Annotated in this window: 10 protein-coding genes; all 10 read left to right on the forward strand. The window is 69.4% G+C overall.

Annotated features, from left to right (window positions below):
• Positions 1-71 precede the first annotated feature (71 nt).
• The 10 genes from QA802_RS30575 (at position 72) to QA802_RS30620 (ending at position 15509) form a co-directional block, all read left to right on the forward strand.
• Entirely contained in the window at positions 72-5534 is a 5463-nt protein-coding gene (locus QA802_RS30575; RefSeq protein WP_334529268.1) for a HAMP domain-containing protein, read from the forward strand.
• 298 nt (positions 5535-5832) lie between these two features.
• The gene (locus QA802_RS30580; protein WP_319170176.1) at positions 5833-6519 is read left to right on the forward strand and encodes a response regulator; all 687 of its coding nucleotides are present in this window, start codon (positions 5833-5835) and stop codon (positions 6517-6519) included.
• Positions 6520-6763: 244 nt separating this feature from the next.
• Positions 6764-9523 carry a DNA translocase FtsK gene (locus QA802_RS30585; RefSeq protein ID WP_334529271.1) on the forward strand — a complete coding sequence of 920 codons (2760 nt, stop codon included), beginning with the start codon at positions 6764-6766 and terminating at the stop codon, positions 9521-9523.
• 259 nt (positions 9524-9782) lie between these two features.
• On the forward strand, positions 9783-10622 hold the full coding sequence (locus QA802_RS30590) for a helix-turn-helix domain-containing protein (protein WP_334529274.1): 840 nt from the start codon (positions 9783-9785) through the stop codon (positions 10620-10622).
• 100 nt (positions 10623-10722) lie between these two features.
• Positions 10723-12192, forward strand: a complete 1470-nt coding sequence (rimO, locus tag QA802_RS30595) for a 30S ribosomal protein S12 methylthiotransferase RimO (protein ID WP_334529277.1) — start codon at positions 10723-10725, stop codon at positions 12190-12192.
• A complete protein-coding gene (gene pgsA, locus QA802_RS30600) occupies positions 12189-13058 on the forward strand; it encodes a CDP-diacylglycerol--glycerol-3-phosphate 3-phosphatidyltransferase (protein WP_334529280.1) in 870 nt (289 codons plus the stop codon). The genes rimO and pgsA overlap by 4 nt, the downstream gene beginning before the upstream one ends.
• Positions 13055-13600 carry a CinA family protein gene (locus QA802_RS30605; RefSeq protein ID WP_334529283.1) on the forward strand — a complete coding sequence of 182 codons (546 nt, stop codon included), beginning with the start codon at positions 13055-13057 and terminating at the stop codon, positions 13598-13600. The genes pgsA and QA802_RS30605 overlap by 4 nt, the downstream gene beginning before the upstream one ends.
• A 109-nt stretch (positions 13601-13709) precedes the next feature.
• Positions 13710-14090 carry a helix-turn-helix domain-containing protein gene (locus QA802_RS30610; protein ID WP_057575292.1) on the forward strand — a complete coding sequence of 127 codons (381 nt, stop codon included), beginning with the start codon at positions 13710-13712 and terminating at the stop codon, positions 14088-14090.
• A 306-nt stretch (positions 14091-14396) separates the two neighbouring features.
• The gene (locus QA802_RS30615) at positions 14397-14867 is read left to right on the forward strand and encodes a Dps family protein (RefSeq protein WP_334529286.1); all 471 of its coding nucleotides are present in this window, start codon (positions 14397-14399) and stop codon (positions 14865-14867) included.
• A 402-nt stretch (positions 14868-15269) separates the two neighbouring features.
• Positions 15270-15509: a helix-turn-helix domain-containing protein gene (locus QA802_RS30620; protein WP_334529289.1), complete on the forward strand. Its 240-nt coding sequence runs from the start codon at positions 15270-15272 to the stop codon at positions 15507-15509.
• Positions 15510-15512 lie beyond the last annotated feature (3 nt).

The following is a 15512-nucleotide window of genomic DNA, read 5'->3' on the forward strand; positions in this document are numbered from 1 at the left end:
AGCGGTAACGGGCATGGCGAAAAGTAGCACCCAGGCACAGTGGTAACGGTCGACCCCTGCGGGAGGGACAAGTGGAGTCTGGCGCAGCGACGCGGGGCACTAAGGCGCGCGCGAAAGGCGGACAGTCTCTGAGCAGGCCGCGTACACCACGCGGCGGGACCACTGTCGTGGACACGGCAGCTCTGAACCGGTTGCTGGTCGCTCTGGTGTCCATGCGGGAGGGAAACTTCCGCAAACGGCTCACGGTCTCCGGCGACGGGGTCATGTCGGAGATCGCCGCCGTGTTCAACGAGGTGGCGGACCGCAATCTGCATCTCACGGGCGAGCTGTCGCGGGTGCGACGCATGGTGGGGCGTGAGGGGAAGCTCACCGAGCGGTTGGAGACGGGTGCCTGTGAGGGGTCCTGGGCGACGGCCGTCGACAATTCGAACGCGCTGGTCGACGATCTGGTCCGGCCGGTCTCCGAGGTCGGGCGGGTGCTGTCGGCGGTGGCCGAGGGCGATCTGTCGCCGCGCATGGAGCTCAGGACGCAGACGCCGGACGGGGCGGCCGGGCAGCCGTTGCGCGGGGAGTTCCTGAAGGTCGGGCGGACCGTCAACAACCTCGTCGACCAGTTGTCGACGTTCACCGACGAGGTCACGCGGGTGGCCAGTGAGGTGGGCACCGAGGGCAAGCTGGGCGGGCAGGCGCAGGTGCGCGGCATGTCCGGCTCGTGGAAGGACCTCACGGAGTCCGTCAACACCATGGCGTACCGGCTGACGGCGCAGGTGCGGGACATCGCGCTGGTGACGACGGCGGTGGCCAAGGGTGATCTGTCACGGAAGGTGACGGTTCACGTCGAGGGCGAGATGCTCGAGCTGAAGAACACCGTCAACACGATGGTGGATCAGCTCTCCGCGTTCTCGGTCGAGGTGACGCGGGTCGCCCGCGAGGTGGGCACCGAGGGCATCCTCGGCGGCCAGGCGCAGGTGTCCGGCGTGGACGGCGTGTGGAAGGAGCTCACCGATTCGGTGAACACCATGGCCGGGAACCTGACGGCCCAGGTGCGCGGGATCGCGGAGGTGACGACGGCGGTCGCCAACGGCGACCTGTCGCAGAAGGTGACGGTGTCGGCGCGCGGCGAGGTCGCGCAGCTCGCCGACACGATCAACCAGATGACCGAGACGCTGCGGACCTTCGCCGACGAGGTCACGCGGGTGGCCAACGAGGTGGGCGCCGCGGGGCAGCTGGGCGGCCAGGCCAACGTGCCGGGTGCGGCCGGCACCTGGAAGGACCTGACGGACTCCGTCAACACCGTCTTCCGCAACCTCACCACGCAGGTGCGGGACATCGCGGCCGTGACGACGGCGGTGGCGAGCGGTGACCTGTCGCAGAAGGTCACGGTGGACGTGGCCGGCGAGATGCTGGAGCTGAAGAACACCGTCAACGGGATGGTCGACCAGCTGTCGGCGTTCGGCGCCGAGGTCACGCGGGTGGCGCGGGAGATCGGCGTCGAGGGCGAGCTGGGGGGGCAGGCGCAGGTGTCGGGCGCGGCCGGCACCTGGAAGGACCTGACGGACTCCGTCAACACGGCGTTCCGGAATCTCACCGGACAGGTGAGGAACATCGCGCAGGTCACCACGGCGGTGGCCAACGGCGACCTGTCGCAGAAGGTCACCGTGGACGTGTCCGGCGAGATGGCGCAGCTGAAGAACACCGTGAACACGATGGTGGATCAACTGTCGTCGTTCGCCGACCAGGTGACGCGGATGGCCCGGGACGTGGGCACCGAGGGCCGGCTGGGCGGTCAGGCGCGGGTGGACGGCGTCTCGGGCACGTGGAAGGAGCTCACCGACTCCGTCAACTCCATGGCGGGGAACCTGACCTCGCAGGTGCGCAACATCGCGCAGGTGACGACGGCGGTGGCCCGTGGTGACCTGTCGCAGAAGATCGACGTGGACGCGCGCGGGGAGATCCTCGAGCTGAAGAACACCATCAACACGATGGTCGACCAGCTGTCCGCGTTCGCCGACCAGGTGACCCGGGTCGCGCGTGACGTGGGCACCGAGGGCCGGCTGGGCGGTCAGGCGCAGGTGCCCGGCGTGGCCGGCGTGTGGCGGGACCTGACGGACTCGGTGAACGGCATGGCCGGCAACCTCACCGCCCAGGTGCGCAACATCGCGCAGGTGGCCACGGCGGTGGCCCGTGGTGACCTGTCGCAGAAGATCACCGTGGACGCGCGCGGGGAGATCCTCGAGCTGAAGAACACCCTGAACACGATGGTCGACCAGCTGTCGTCGTTCGCCCAGGAGGTCACGCGGGTGGCCCGTGAGGTGGGTACGGAGGGGCAGCTCGGCGGACAGGCCGAGGTGCAGGGCGTCTCCGGCACCTGGAAGGACCTCACGCAGTCGGTGAACTTCATGGCGAACAACCTGACCATTCAGGTGCGCCAGATCGCAGATGTCACGACCGCGGTCGCCAAGGGCGATCTGTCGAAGAAGATCACCGTCGACGCCAAGGGCGAGATCCTCGAGCTCGTCACCACCGTGAACACGATGGTCGACCAGCTGTCCTCCTTCGCGGAGCAGGTGACCCGGGTGGCCCGCGAGGTGGGCACCGAGGGCATCCTGGGCGGTCAGGCGTACGCGTCGGGCGTCACCGGCATCTGGAAGGACCTCACCGACAACGTCAACCTGATGGCCAAGAACCTGACCATGCAGGTGCGCAACATCTCCCAGGTCGCGGCGGCCGTCGCCAACGGCGATCTGACCCGTACGGTGACGATCGAGGCGCGCGGCGAGGTCCAGCAGCTCGCCGACACCTTCAACACCATGGTGAAGACGCTGAGCTCGTTCGCCGAGCAGGTCACCAAGGTGGCCCGTGAGGTGGGCACGGACGGCATCCTGGGCGGTCAGGCGCATGTGCCGGGCGTGGCGGGCACGTGGAAGGACCTCACCGACTCGGTGAACGGCATGGCGTCCAACCTGACGGGTCAGGTGCGCAACATCGCCATGGTCACGACGGCCATCGCCAAGGGTGACCTGACGAAGAAGATCGACATCGACGCGCGCGGGGAGATCCTCGAGCTGAAGACGACCATCAACACGATGGTCGACCAGCTGTCGTCGTTCGCCGAGGAGGTCACCCGCGTCGCCCGTGAGGTGGGCACCGAGGGGCAGCTGGGCGGCCAGGCACGCGTGCGTGACGTCGACGGCACCTGGCGAGACCTGACCGAGTCGGTGAACGAGATGGCCGGGAACCTGACCCGGCAGGTGCGGGCCATCGCGCGCGTGGCGACGGCGGTGACCCGCGGCGACCTGAACCTGAAGATCGACGTGGACGCGTCCGGGGAGATCCAGGAGCTCCAGGACTACATCAACAAGATGATCGCCAACCTGCGCGACACCACGATCGCCAACAAGGAGCAGGACTGGCTCAAGGGCAACCTCGCGCGCGTGTCCGCTCTGATGCAGGGCCGGCGCGACCTGCAGGACGTGGCGTCGCTGATCATGAGCGAGCTGCCGCCCCTGGTGGCCGCGCAGCACGGTGCGTTCTTCCTGGCGATGCCGCCGGCGGACGGTGACGCCGATCTGTACGAGCTGCGGATGCTCGGCTCGTACGGCTACTCGATGGGATCGATGCCGTCGTCGTTCCGGCCGGGCGAGGCGCTGGTGGGGACGGCGGCCGAGGAGAAGCGCACGATCCTGGTCGCGAACGCCCCGAGTGGCTATCTGAAGATCTCCTCGGGGCTCGGCGAGGCGCCGCCGGCGCAGGTGATCGTGCTGCCGGTGCTGTTCGAGGGCCAGGTGCTCGGTGTGATCGAGCTGGCGTCGTTCACGCCGTTCACGCAGATCCAGAAGGACTTCCTCAACCAGCTCGCCGAGATGATCGCGACCAGCGTCAACACGATCTCCGTCAACACCAAGACGGAGCAGCTGCTGAAGCAGTCGCAGGAGCTGACCGAGCAGCTGCGGGAGCGGTCGGCCGAGTTGGAACAGCGGCAGAAGGCGCTGCAGGCGTCCAACGCCGAACTGGAGGAGAAAGCCGAGCTGCTGGCCCGGCAGAACCGCGACATCGAGGTGAAGAACACCGAGATCGAGGAGGCGCGGCAGGTCCTGGAGGAGCGTGCCGAGCAGCTCGCGGTGTCGATGCGCTACAAGAGCGAGTTCCTGGCGAACATGTCGCACGAGCTGCGGACGCCGCTGAACTCGCTGCTGATCCTCGCCAAGCTGCTCGCCGACAACGCGGACACCAACCTGACGCCGAAGCAGGTCGAGTTCGCCGAGACGATCCACGGGGCCGGCTCCGACCTGCTCCAGCTGATCAACGACATCCTCGACCTGTCGAAGGTCGAGGCGGGCAAGATGGACGTGTCGCCGACGCGGATCGCGCTGGTGCAGCTGGTGGACTACGTGGAGGCCACCTTCCGTCCGCTGACCGCGGAGAAGGGGCTCGACCTGTCGGTGCGGGTGTCGCCGGAGCTGCCGGCCACGCTGCACACCGACGAGCAGCGGCTTCTGCAGGTGCTGCGGAACCTGCTGTCCAACGCGGTGAAGTTCACCGACTCCGGGTCGGTGGAGCTGGTCATCCGGCCGGCCGGGACGGAGGTGCCGGTGGCGATCCGCGAGCAGTTGCTCGAGGCCGGGTCGCTGACCGACGCGGGCGCGCCGCTGATCGCGTTCTCGGTGACCGACACCGGCATCGGGATCGCGGCCAGCAAGATGCGGGTGATCTTCGAGGCGTTCAAGCAGGCGGACGGCACCACCAGCCGCAAGTACGGCGGCACGGGCCTCGGGCTGTCGATCTCGCGGGAGATCGCGCAGTTGCTCGGCGGTGAGATCCACGCGCAGAGCGAGACGGGCCGTGGATCGACGTTCACGTTGTATCTGCCGCTGCACCCGAGCGAGCTGCCGCCGCAGGGCTACCAGCAGATCGTGCCCGCCCTGGAGGCCGGAGACCTGGTGGCATCCGAGAACGGGGCGGCCGAGCCGTCGGAGCTGTCCCATACGGAGATCCGGATGCCGGCCGAGGTGAAGTCGTACCAGGACGCGCAGAACGGCCCGGCGGCCCTCTTCCGGCGCCGCCGCCGGCTGGTGAGCGGTGAGCAGGTCGGCCGGCCGGAGCAGTGGCCGTCGCGCGGACAGCAGACGGGGGCGCAGGCGCGCCCGGGGATCCGGTTCGGCGGTGAGAAGGTGCTGATCGTCGACGACGACATCCGCAACGTGTTCGCGCTGACCAGCGTCCTGGAGCAGCACGGTCTGTCGGTGCTGTACGCGGAGAACGGCCGGGAGGGCATCGAGGTCCTGGAGCAGCACGATGACGTGGCGGTCGTCCTGATGGACATCATGATGCCCGAGATGGATGGTTATGCGACGACGAGTGCGATCCGTCGGATGCCCCAGTTCTCCGGGCTGCCGATCATCGCGCTGACCGCGAAGGCGATGAAGGGCGACCGGGAGAAGGCGATCGAGTCCGGCGCCTCCGACTATGTGACGAAGCCCGTCGACCCCGATCACCTGCTGTCGGTGATGCAGCAGTGGATGCGGGACGCGTGACACGGGTCCTCGGTGCGACACGGCGGTTCGGCGTGACCGGGGCCTCCCGCGCGACGGGAACTTCCGTCGGCCGCCCGGAGTTGTTGACTCTGGGTGGCCGATGCCGTGTAGCGGGACGGAATTCGGGGAACCTTCTGGTCTTCTGCTGCGTTCCTGCTACGTGCACAGTGACATCACGGTGACAGGGTGTGGCGACGGTCGGGGTGCGGCTACCATGACCGGCACAAGGAAGGGCGGCGCAAGGGAGTCGTCCCCAGGGGCGGCGCCCGGTGCACTGCCGGGGCGAGGAGGGCGGGCCATGGTGCAGAAGGCCAAGATCCTCCTGGTCGATGACCGGCCGGAGAATCTGCTGGCGCTGGAGGCGATCCTCTCTGCGCTCGATCAGACGCTGGTGAGGGCATCGTCCGGGGAAGAGGCGCTCAAGGCACTGCTGACGGACGACTTCGCGGTCATTCTGCTGGACGTCCAGATGCCGGGAATGGACGGCTTCGAGACGGCCGCGCACATCAAGCGGCGGGAGCGGACCCGGGACATCCCGATCATCTTCCTCACCGCGATCAACCACGGGCCGCACCACACCTTCCGCGGTTATGCGGCGGGCGCGGTGGACTACATCTCCAAGCCGTTCGACCCGTGGGTGCTGCGTGCGAAGGTCTCGGTGTTCGTCGAGCTGTACATGAAGAACTGTCAGCTCCGGGAGCAGGCAGCGCTGCTGCGGCTGCAGTTGGAGGGTGGTGGCGGCAAGGCCGCCACGGGCGGCGCCAGGGAGGCGGCCGGACTGCTCGCCGAGCTCTCCGCGCGGCTCGCGGCCGTCGAGGAGCAGGCGGAGGCGCTGTCGAAGCAGCTCGACGACGAGTCGGCGGACGCGGCCGCGGTGGCTACGGCGGCGCACCTGGAGCGCAAACTCACAGGTCTGCGCCGGGCGCTGGACGCCCTGGAACCGGGCGCCGGCAGCGGCACGGCTTCCGTGTCGTCGCAGAACTGAGGCGTCGCAGAACTGAGGCGTCGCAGAACTGAGGCGTCGCAGAACTGAGGCGTCGCAGGACTGAGGCGTCGCAGAACTGAACGGAACTGACGCGCGCGGCGCACGGAGTTGCGTATGAAGGCGCGTCAGTTCCTTCTTCCCGTGCGGGGGACGCGTCAGTTCCGGGTCTCCGCGAAGGCGACACGAACGGGTGAAGCAGTGGGCACGCGTGTCCCTTGTGGTCTCCACCGGTAACCTCACACCCATGGCCTCACGTCCTTCCGCAGCCAAGAAGCAGCCCGCCAAGAAGGCGGCGGCTCCCGCGAAGGCTGTGGCGAAGAAGGCCGCCGCGAAGAAGGCCGTCCCGAAGAAGGTGCCGGCGAAGAAGGCGTCTGCCCGAAAGGCCGCGGCCCGCACGCCCGCGCCCGCGCCGGCTCCCAGTCCCACCGGGGGCGTCTACCGGCTCGTCCGCGCCGTCTGGCTCGGCCTGGCGCACGCCGTGGGCGCGGTGTTCCGCGGCATAGGGAACGGCGCGAAGAACCTCGACCCGGCCCACCGCAAGGACGGCGTCGCGCTGCTGCTGCTGGGCCTCGCGCTGATCGTCGCCGCGGGTACCTGGGCAGACCTGCGCGGCCCGGTGGGCGACCTCGTCGAGATCCTGGTGACCGGCTCGTTCGGACGGCTCGACCTGCTCGTACCGATACTGCTGGCGGTCATCGCCGTGCGCTTCATCCGGCACCCGGAGAAGCCGGACGCCAACGGCCGCATCGTGATCGGTCTGTCCGCGCTCGTCATCGGCGTGCTCGGACAGGTCCACATCGCCTGCGGCGCACCCGCGCGCAGCGCCGGCATGCAGGCCATAAGGGACGCGGGCGGTCTCATCGGCTGGAGCGCGGCGACCCCGCTGACCTACGCCATGGGCGAGGTGCTCGCGGTGCCGCTGCTGGTGCTGCTCACGGTCTTCGGGCTGCTCGTCGTCACCGCGACCCCGGTCAACGCCATTCCGCAGCGGCTGCGGCAGCTCGGGGTGCGGCTGGGCGTGCTGCACGATCCCGAGACGGACGAGTACGACGAGTTCTCGGACGACGAGCGCTACGACGAGCAGTGGCGCGAGGCGCTGCCCGGTCGCCCCCGACGGCGCTCGGGCGCGTCCGAGGCGTACGACCCCGACAGAGCCGAGCAGGACGCTCTCTCGCAGCGGCGCGGCCGGCCCCGGCGCTCGGCGGTGCCCCAGCCGGCCATGGACCGGCAGCCGGACGCCGTGGACATCGCGGCGGCCGCCGCGGCCGACCTCGACGGCGCCGTGCTGCACGGGATGCCACCCTCGCGGATCGTCGCCGACCTCACCCAGGGCGTCAGCGTGGGCGACCGGGAGCCGACGACGCCGACACCCGTGCCGACACCGGGCGCGGCGCCCGTCCCCGCCCCGGCGTCGCGCCCCAGGCAGGAGAAGCTCAGGACCGACGGAGCGGTACCGGACCTGACCAAGTCGGCCCCCGAACACCTCCGGGAGCTGCCGCCGCGCGCCGAGCAGCTTCAACTCTCCGGCGACATCACCTATGCGCTGCCCTCGCTCGACCTTCTGGAGCGCGGCGGCCCCGGCAAGGCACGCAGCGCCGCCAACGACGCCGTCGTCGCGTCGCTGACGAACGTCTTCACCGAGTTCAAGGTCGACGCCGCCGTCACCGGCTTCACCCGCGGGCCGACGGTCACCCGCTACGAGGTCGAGCTCGGCCCGGCCGTGAAGGTCGAGCGGATCACCGCCCTCGCCAAGAACATCGCCTACGCGGTCGCCAGCCCCGACGTGCGGATCATCAGCCCCATCCCCGGCAAGTCCGCGGTCGGCATCGAGATCCCGAACACCGACCGCGAGATGGTCAACCTCGGCGACGTGCTGCGACTGGCCGAGTCCGCCGAGGACGACGACCCGATGCTGGTCGCCTTCGGCAAGGACGTCGAAGGCGGTTACGTCATGCACTCGCTGGCGAAGATGCCGCACATCCTGGTCGCCGGCGCCACCGGCTCCGGCAAGTCGTCCTGCATCAACTGTCTGATCACCTCGGTCATGATGCGGGCGACTCCCGAGGACGTCCGGATGATCCTGGTCGACCCCAAGCGTGTGGAGCTGACGGCCTACGAGGGCATCCCGCACCTGATCACGCCGATCATCACCAACCCGAAGCGGGCGGCCGAGGCGCTCCAGTGGGTCGTCCGCGAGATGGACCTGCGCTACGACGACCTCGCCGCGTACGGCTACCGACACATCGACGACTTCAACCGCGCCGTGCGCGAGGGGAACGTCAAGTCGCCCGAGGGCAGCGAGCGCGAGCTCCAGCCGTACCCCTACCTGCTGGTGATCGTCGACGAGCTCGCCGACCTGATGATGGTCGCGCCGCGGGACGTGGAGGACTCCATCGTGCGCATCACGCAGCTCGCGCGCGCGGCGGGAATCCACCTGGTGCTGGCCACGCAGCGCCCGTCGGTGGACGTCGTCACCGGTCTGATCAAGGCGAACGTGCCCTCGCGGCTCGCCTTCGCCACCTCCTCGCTCGCCGACTCGAGGGTCATCCTCGACCAGCCGGGCGCCGAGAAGCTCATCGGCAAGGGCGACGGGCTGTTCCTGCCGATGGGGGCGAACAAGCCCACCCGTATGCAGGGCGCCTTCGTGACCGAGGCCGAGGTCGCGACCGTCGTCCAGCACTGCAAGGACCAGATGGCCCCCGTCTTCCGGGACGACGTCACCGTGGGCACGAAGCAGAAGAAGGAGATCGACGAGGACATCGGTGACGACCTGGACCTGCTGTGCCAGGCGGCCGAGCTGGTCGTCTCCACCCAGTTCGGGTCGACGTCCATGCTCCAGCGCAAGCTGCGGGTCGGCTTCGCCAAGGCCGGACGGCTGATGGACCTGATGGAGTCGCGGAACATCGTCGGGCCCAGCGAGGGATCGAAGGCGCGTGACGTTCTGGTGAAGCCGGACGAGTTGGATGGCGTCCTCGCGGTGATCCGAGGGCAGTCCGAGGGGTAGACGTCAGTCGAGGGAACCGGGTGCCGGTCGTGACTCACCCGTTAGGAAACGTTGAGCAACCGTTTCCCTTTGCCGTACGTCCAGTTGAGCGAGAGGCAGGTGCGGTTCCCCGCCAGGGGTCCGGTCACCGGCCCGCCATCGATGTGTCCGGGCCATACCGATGGCGTACAAAGACCCACCGTCCGGTTGCCCCTCCCTTCGGCACCCCCCCTAGACTGAACCTCCAGCACAGGTGGCTATACGCTCGAAAGGCGCCCCCGTGTCCATCGGCAACTCCCCTGAAGACGAGCGTCCCTTCGAAGACCCGTCCGAGGAAGCCCCCTTCTCCATCGGCCGGGCGCTGCAGCAGGCCCGCATCGCGGCCGGGCTGACCGTCGACGACGTCAGTACGGCCACCCGGGTGCGCATCGTCATCGTGCACGCCATCGAGGCGGACGACTTCGCCCCCTGCGGCGGGGACGTCTACGCGCGCGGGCACATCCGGACCCTGGCCAGGGCCGTCCACCTGGATCCCGCCCCGCTGATCGACCGGTACGACGCCACCCACGGCGGCCGCCCGGCACCGACCCCCGCAGCGCCCATGTTCGAAGCGGAACGCATCCGCCCCGAGCGCCGCGGACCCAACTGGACCGCGGCCATGGTCGCCGCGATCGTCGCGGTCGTCGGCTTCGTCGGCTTCACCGCCTTCAAGGGCGGCGACGACGACGGGTCGACGAAACAGGTCGCCGAAGGCGCCACCCCCACGACCGGCAGGACCCCCTCGCCCACACCGAAGACCGACAAGCCGGTCGACGGCAATCCCGAGCCCTCCGACAGCGCCATCGCCGCCGCGCCGCAGGACAAGGTGACCGTCCAGGTCGTCGCCGCCGACGGGAAGAGCTGGGTCTCTGTCAAGGACCACACCGGCCGCCTGCTCTTCGACGACCTGCTGAAGAAGGGCGCCTCCCGGACCTTCCAGGACAGCAAGAAGATCAACCTCATCCTCGGCGACGCCGGCGCCGTCGACCTGTACGTCAACGGCAAGAAGCTGAACGACGACTTCCAGCCGGGCGCGGTGGAGCGGCTGACGTACACGAAGGGCGACCCACAGGTCGGATGAGCGGGCGTTTCCCGGTGTGACGGGGGCGTACGGCGGGGTCGGCGAAGATCGTCAACCCCGTCGACGTCCGCTGTCGGCAGGACAAAGTAGTCTTGAGCCCATGCCTGAACGCCGTACCGTCGCACTCGTCACTCTTGGCTGCGCCCGCAACGAGGTGGACTCGGAGGAGCTCGCAGGCCGTTTGGAGGCGGACGGCTGGCAGCTCGTGGAGGACGCCGAGGACGCGGACGTCGCCGTCGTCAACACCTGCGGCTTCGTCGACGCCGCCAAGAAGGACTCCGTCGACGCCCTCCTGGAGGCCAACGACCTCAAGGGGCACGGCAGAACCCAGGCCGTCGTGGCTGTGGGCTGCATGGCCGAGCGGTACGGCAAGGAGCTCGCCGAGGCCCTTCCCGAAGCCGACGGCGTGCTCGGCTTCGACGACTACAGCGACATCTCCGACCGCCTCCAGACCATTCTGAACGGCGGCATCCACGCCTCCCACACCCCGCGTGACCGGCGCAAGCTGCTGCCGATCAGCCCGGCCGAGCGCCAGTCGGCGACCGACGTGGCGCTGCCCGGCCACGGCGCGCCCACCGACCTCCCCGAGGGCCTGGCCCCGCAGTCCGGCCCCCGCGCCCCCCTGCGCCGACGGCTGGACGGCGCGCCGGTCGCCTCCGTCAAGCTCGCCTCCGGCTGCGACCGGCGCTGCTCCTTCTGCGCCATCCCCTCGTTCCGCGGCTCCTTCATCTCACGCCGGCCGAGCGACGTGCTGAACGAGACACGGTGGCTGGCCGAGCAGGGCGTCAAGGAGGTCATGCTGGTCTCCGAGAACAACACCTCCTACGGCAAGGACCTCGGCGACATCCGCCTCCTGGAGTCGTTGCTGCCCGAGCTCGCCGAGGTCGACGGCCTGGAGCGGGTGCGCGTCAGCTACCTCCAGCCGGCCGAGATGCGGCCCGGCCTGATCGACGTGCTGACCTCGACGCCGAAGATCGCGCCCTATTTCGACCTGTCCTTCCAGCACTCCGCGCCCGGTGTGCTGCGCGCGATGCGCCGCTTCGGCGACACCGACCGCTTCCTGGAGCTCCTGGACACCATCCGCGGCAAGGCGCCCCAGGCGGGTGTGCGTTCCAACTTCATCGTGGGCTTCCCGGGCGAGTCCGAGGCCGATCTGGCGGAGCTGGAGCGGTTCCTCGACGGCGCACGGCTGGACGCGATCGGTGTCTTCGGCTACTCCGACGAGGACGGCACGGAGGCGGCGACGTACGACGGCAAGCTGGACGTCGACGTCGTGGCCGAGCGGCTCGCCCGGGTCTCCCGGCTCGCCGAGGAGCTCGTCTCGCAGCGCGCCGAGGAACGGCTCGGCGAGACCGCCCACGTGCTCGTGGAGTCGATCGACGACGAGGGCGTGCACGGCCGCGCCGCGCACCAGGCGCCCGAGACGGACGGCCAGGTGCTGCTCACGTCGGGCGAAGGCCTGGGCGTCGGTCGTATGGTCGAGGCGAAGGTGATCGGTACGGAAGGCGTCGACCTGGTGGCCGAGCCTCTGCAGGGCTCGTTCGGGTGTAGTGAGGAGGCGGGCAGATGACGGGCGTTCCGGCATCGGCCGCAGGCGGTTCCTCGCACGCGTCGGCCGCGCAGTCCGCCGCCGCGGAGGGTCCGCACGCCGCGCAGGGTCCGCATGCCGCGCAGGGTCCGCATGCCGCGCAGGCTCCGCAGGCTCCGCATGCGGTGGCGGCCGAGCAGGCCGCGGTGTCGGCTGTGTCGGCTGTGGGTCCGACCGCCGCCGACGTCGCCGGGCCCGCCGACCCCGAGGGCGGCGCCAAGCCGCAGCGGGGGGCGAAGCTGGCGGCCGCCGCCGTCAATCAGGCGAGTGTGTGGAACATCGCCAACCTTCTGACGATGCTTCGGCTGGTCCTGGTGCCGGGCTTCGTCGCGCTGATGCTGGCCGACGGCGGCTATGACCCGGCGTGGCGCTCGTTCGCCTGGGCGGCCTTCGCCATCGCCATGATCACCGACCTGTTCGACGGGCATCTGGCCCGCACGTACAACCTCGTCACCGACTTCGGGAAGATCGCCGACCCCATCGCCGACAAGGCGATCATGGGAGCGGCACTGATCTGTCTCTCCGCGCTCGGCGACCTGCCGTGGTGGGTGACGATCGTGATTCTGGGCCGGGAACTCGGCATCACCCTCATGCGTTTCGTGGTCATCCGGTACGGCGTGATCCCGGCGAGCCGTGGCGGCAAGCTCAAGACGCTCGTCCAGGGCATCGCCGTCGGCATGTACGTCTTGGCGCTGACGGGGTGGCTGGCCACCCTGCGGTGGTGGGTGATGGCTGCCGCGGTCGTCCTGACCGTGGTGACCGGGCTCGACTATGTGAGACAGGCCATCGTGCTGCGCCGGGCGGGAATCGCCGAGCGTCATGCCGCGGCGGAGGAGACGCAGGCGTGAACTCCACGGCCGCCGACGTGGTGCGACTACTCACAGCGACAGGCGGGACGCTTGCCGTGGCCGAGTCGCTTACCGGCGGTCTGGTCGCGGCGGAGATCACATCGGTACCCGGTGCGTCCAAGGTCTTCCGGGGTTCGGTCACGGCGTACGCCACCGAGCTCAAGCACGAGCTGCTCGGCGTCGAAACCGGCCTGCTCGCCGCGCGGGGAGCGGTGGACGCGCAGGTCGCGGCGCAGATGGCGGCCGGTGTGCGCAAGGCACTCGGTGCCGACTGGGGTCTCGCTACCACCGGCGTGGCCGGCCCCGACGCTCAGGACGGACAGCCTGTGGGCACCGTCTTCGTGGCCGTGGACGGACCGCCCGGTTCGGATCCCGGTTCTGCCGCTGGCGGAAAAGTGGAGGCCCTGCGGTTGAACGGCGACCGGGCGGAAATTCGTAGAGAGAGTGTACGGAGCGTACTCGCACTGCTCCTGAGCGAGCTTGCGGGCGAACAGACCGGGAACGAGCGGGCACAGGATACGGAACAGAACGGGGGGTTTTGATGTTTGCAGCCCTGAGTGAACACGACATCGCTCCCCGCACGGCCGCAGCGCGAGGCGGTACGGTGGGGCGTGAAGGATGCGGCTACGCGGTCCGAGGAGGGAGCCACCGATGATTCTGCTCCGTCGCCTGCTGGGTGACGTGCTGCGTCGGCAGCGCCAGCGCCAGGGCCGTACTCTGCGCGAAGTCTCCTCGTCCGCCCGAGTCTCACTCGGCTATCTCTCCGAGGTGGAGCGGGGGCAGAAGGAGGCATCCTCCGAGCTGCTCTCCGCCATCTGCGACGCGTTGGACGTACGGATGTCCGAGCTCATGCGGGAAGTGAGCGACGAGCTCGCCCTCGCGGAGCTGGCACAGTCTGCAGCGGCCACCCCCAGCCAGCCTGTGCCCACGTCGGTTCGTCCGATGCTGGGTTCCGTGTCGGTGACCGGTGTGCCTCCGGAGCGGGTGACCATCAAGGCACCCGCCGAGGCGGTGGACGTGGTCGCCGCGTGAGACGCACGTGCGTCGGCCTCTGAGCCGGCGCGGGCACGTGCGCAGGTACGTGTACTGGCAAGTGTGAGGCCCCGGCCGGGGTTTCTCCGGAAAGACCCGGAGAAGGTGCGGTCGGGGTTTTTCGCGTCCTTGGTTCGGTCCGGGTCCGGTTCGGCCGGGGGCTGTTTCTGTTGAGGCCTGGTTCGGTCCGGGCTCGGTCCGGGCTCGGTCCTGGCCGGGTCGGTCCTGTCCGGGGTCCGTTTGCCGGTGCCGGTGACCGAGGTCATCGTGGAGAGGCACGGCGGGGGCCAACCACCGGAGGTACGGATGTACGTCGTGAAGAGTCCCCTGCCCGACGCCGACCTGAAGATCGTCTCGCAGGCGCTGCAAGGCGCGCTCGTCGATCTGGTCGACCTGTCGCTCGTCGCCAAACAGGTCCACTGGAATGTCGTGGGGCCGCGCTTCCGGTCCGTGCACCTCCAGCTGGACGAGGTCGTGGACGTCGCCCGCGCCCACTCCGACACCGTGGCGGAGCGGGCCTCGGCGCTGGGCGTCTCGCCGGACGGCCGCGCGGCGACCGTGGCCTCCGGCAGCGGGATCGACGCGGTGGCGGAGGGCTGGGTCAAGGACTCCGACGCGATCGGGACGCTGGTCGCCGCTCTGGGGGCGGTGATCACCCGAATGCGGGAACGGGTGGCGGCCACGGGCGACGCGGATCCGGTGAGCGAGGACATCTTCATCGGGATCACCGCCGACCTCGAGAAGCATCACTGGATGTTCCAGGCGGCGAACGTCTGATCAGGTCAGCGCTGTGAGTCGCCTCTGACCTGCATGTTCGACGCGTTCAATGCGTTGCAATGCGTTGCATCGCGTCGCGTTGTTCTACGGAAGGGGACCGGAATTTCGCCGCTCGGCGGAAGGTTCACGGAACGCACGGAGCCCCCGGCCAGTCCTCGGCCGGGGGCTCCGTGGTCACCCCTCCACCAGCAGCCGGGGCGCGGCCCTGGCGGAGGGTGTTCGTTGGGCGGCTGTTCTGCCGCCGTCGGCTCACCGGATAGATGATCCGTACATGCGTTCGATTCGCACCATACCTACGGCACTGCGGCCCGCGCTACCCGTCCGGGCCCTCCATGCGTCTGTCCACGGAAAGCTGAATTTATTCCGCTGACTCATGCTCGTGCAGGTCAGAGCGTTTGTCGAGTGCTTCGTGATCTGCCTGACGACGACGAGTGGATCCGCGCCCAGGGCCAGGTGATCGGCGCCCGAGTCCTGGCGCGCCGGACCCAGCTGCGCGCCACCCAAGAGGCCGTCTATCTCGCCGCCCGGGTTGACCGGCGAACACTTCAGGCCCTTGAGGCCGGCGAGGGCAACCCGACCTACACCACCCTCGCGAAGCTCGCGTACGTCCTCGGCCTGCCGCTGGCTGAGCTCGTCGCATGACCC

It is taken from the genome of Streptomyces sp. B21-105 (genome assembly GCF_036898465.1).
GTDB lineage: Bacteria > Actinomycetota > Actinomycetes > Streptomycetales > Streptomycetaceae > Streptomyces.

Coding starts and splice junctions, on each gene's coding strand:
- QA802_RS30580 (WP_319170176.1), top strand. CDS start 5,833: ATGGTGCAGAAGGCCAAGATCCTCCTGGTCGATGACCGGCCGGAGAAT.
- QA802_RS30585 (WP_334529271.1), top strand. CDS start 6,764: ATGGCCTCACGTCCTTCCGCAGCCAAGAAGCAGCCCGCCAAGAAGGCG.
- rimO (WP_334529277.1), top strand. CDS start 10,723: ATGCCTGAACGCCGTACCGTCGCACTCGTCACTCTTGGCTGCGCCCGC.
- pgsA (WP_334529280.1), top strand. CDS start 12,189: ATGACGGGCGTTCCGGCATCGGCCGCAGGCGGTTCCTCGCACGCGTCG.
- QA802_RS30610 (WP_057575292.1), top strand. CDS start 13,710: ATGATTCTGCTCCGTCGCCTGCTGGGTGACGTGCTGCGTCGGCAGCGC.
- QA802_RS30615 (WP_334529286.1), top strand. CDS start 14,397: ATGTACGTCGTGAAGAGTCCCCTGCCCGACGCCGACCTGAAGATCGTC.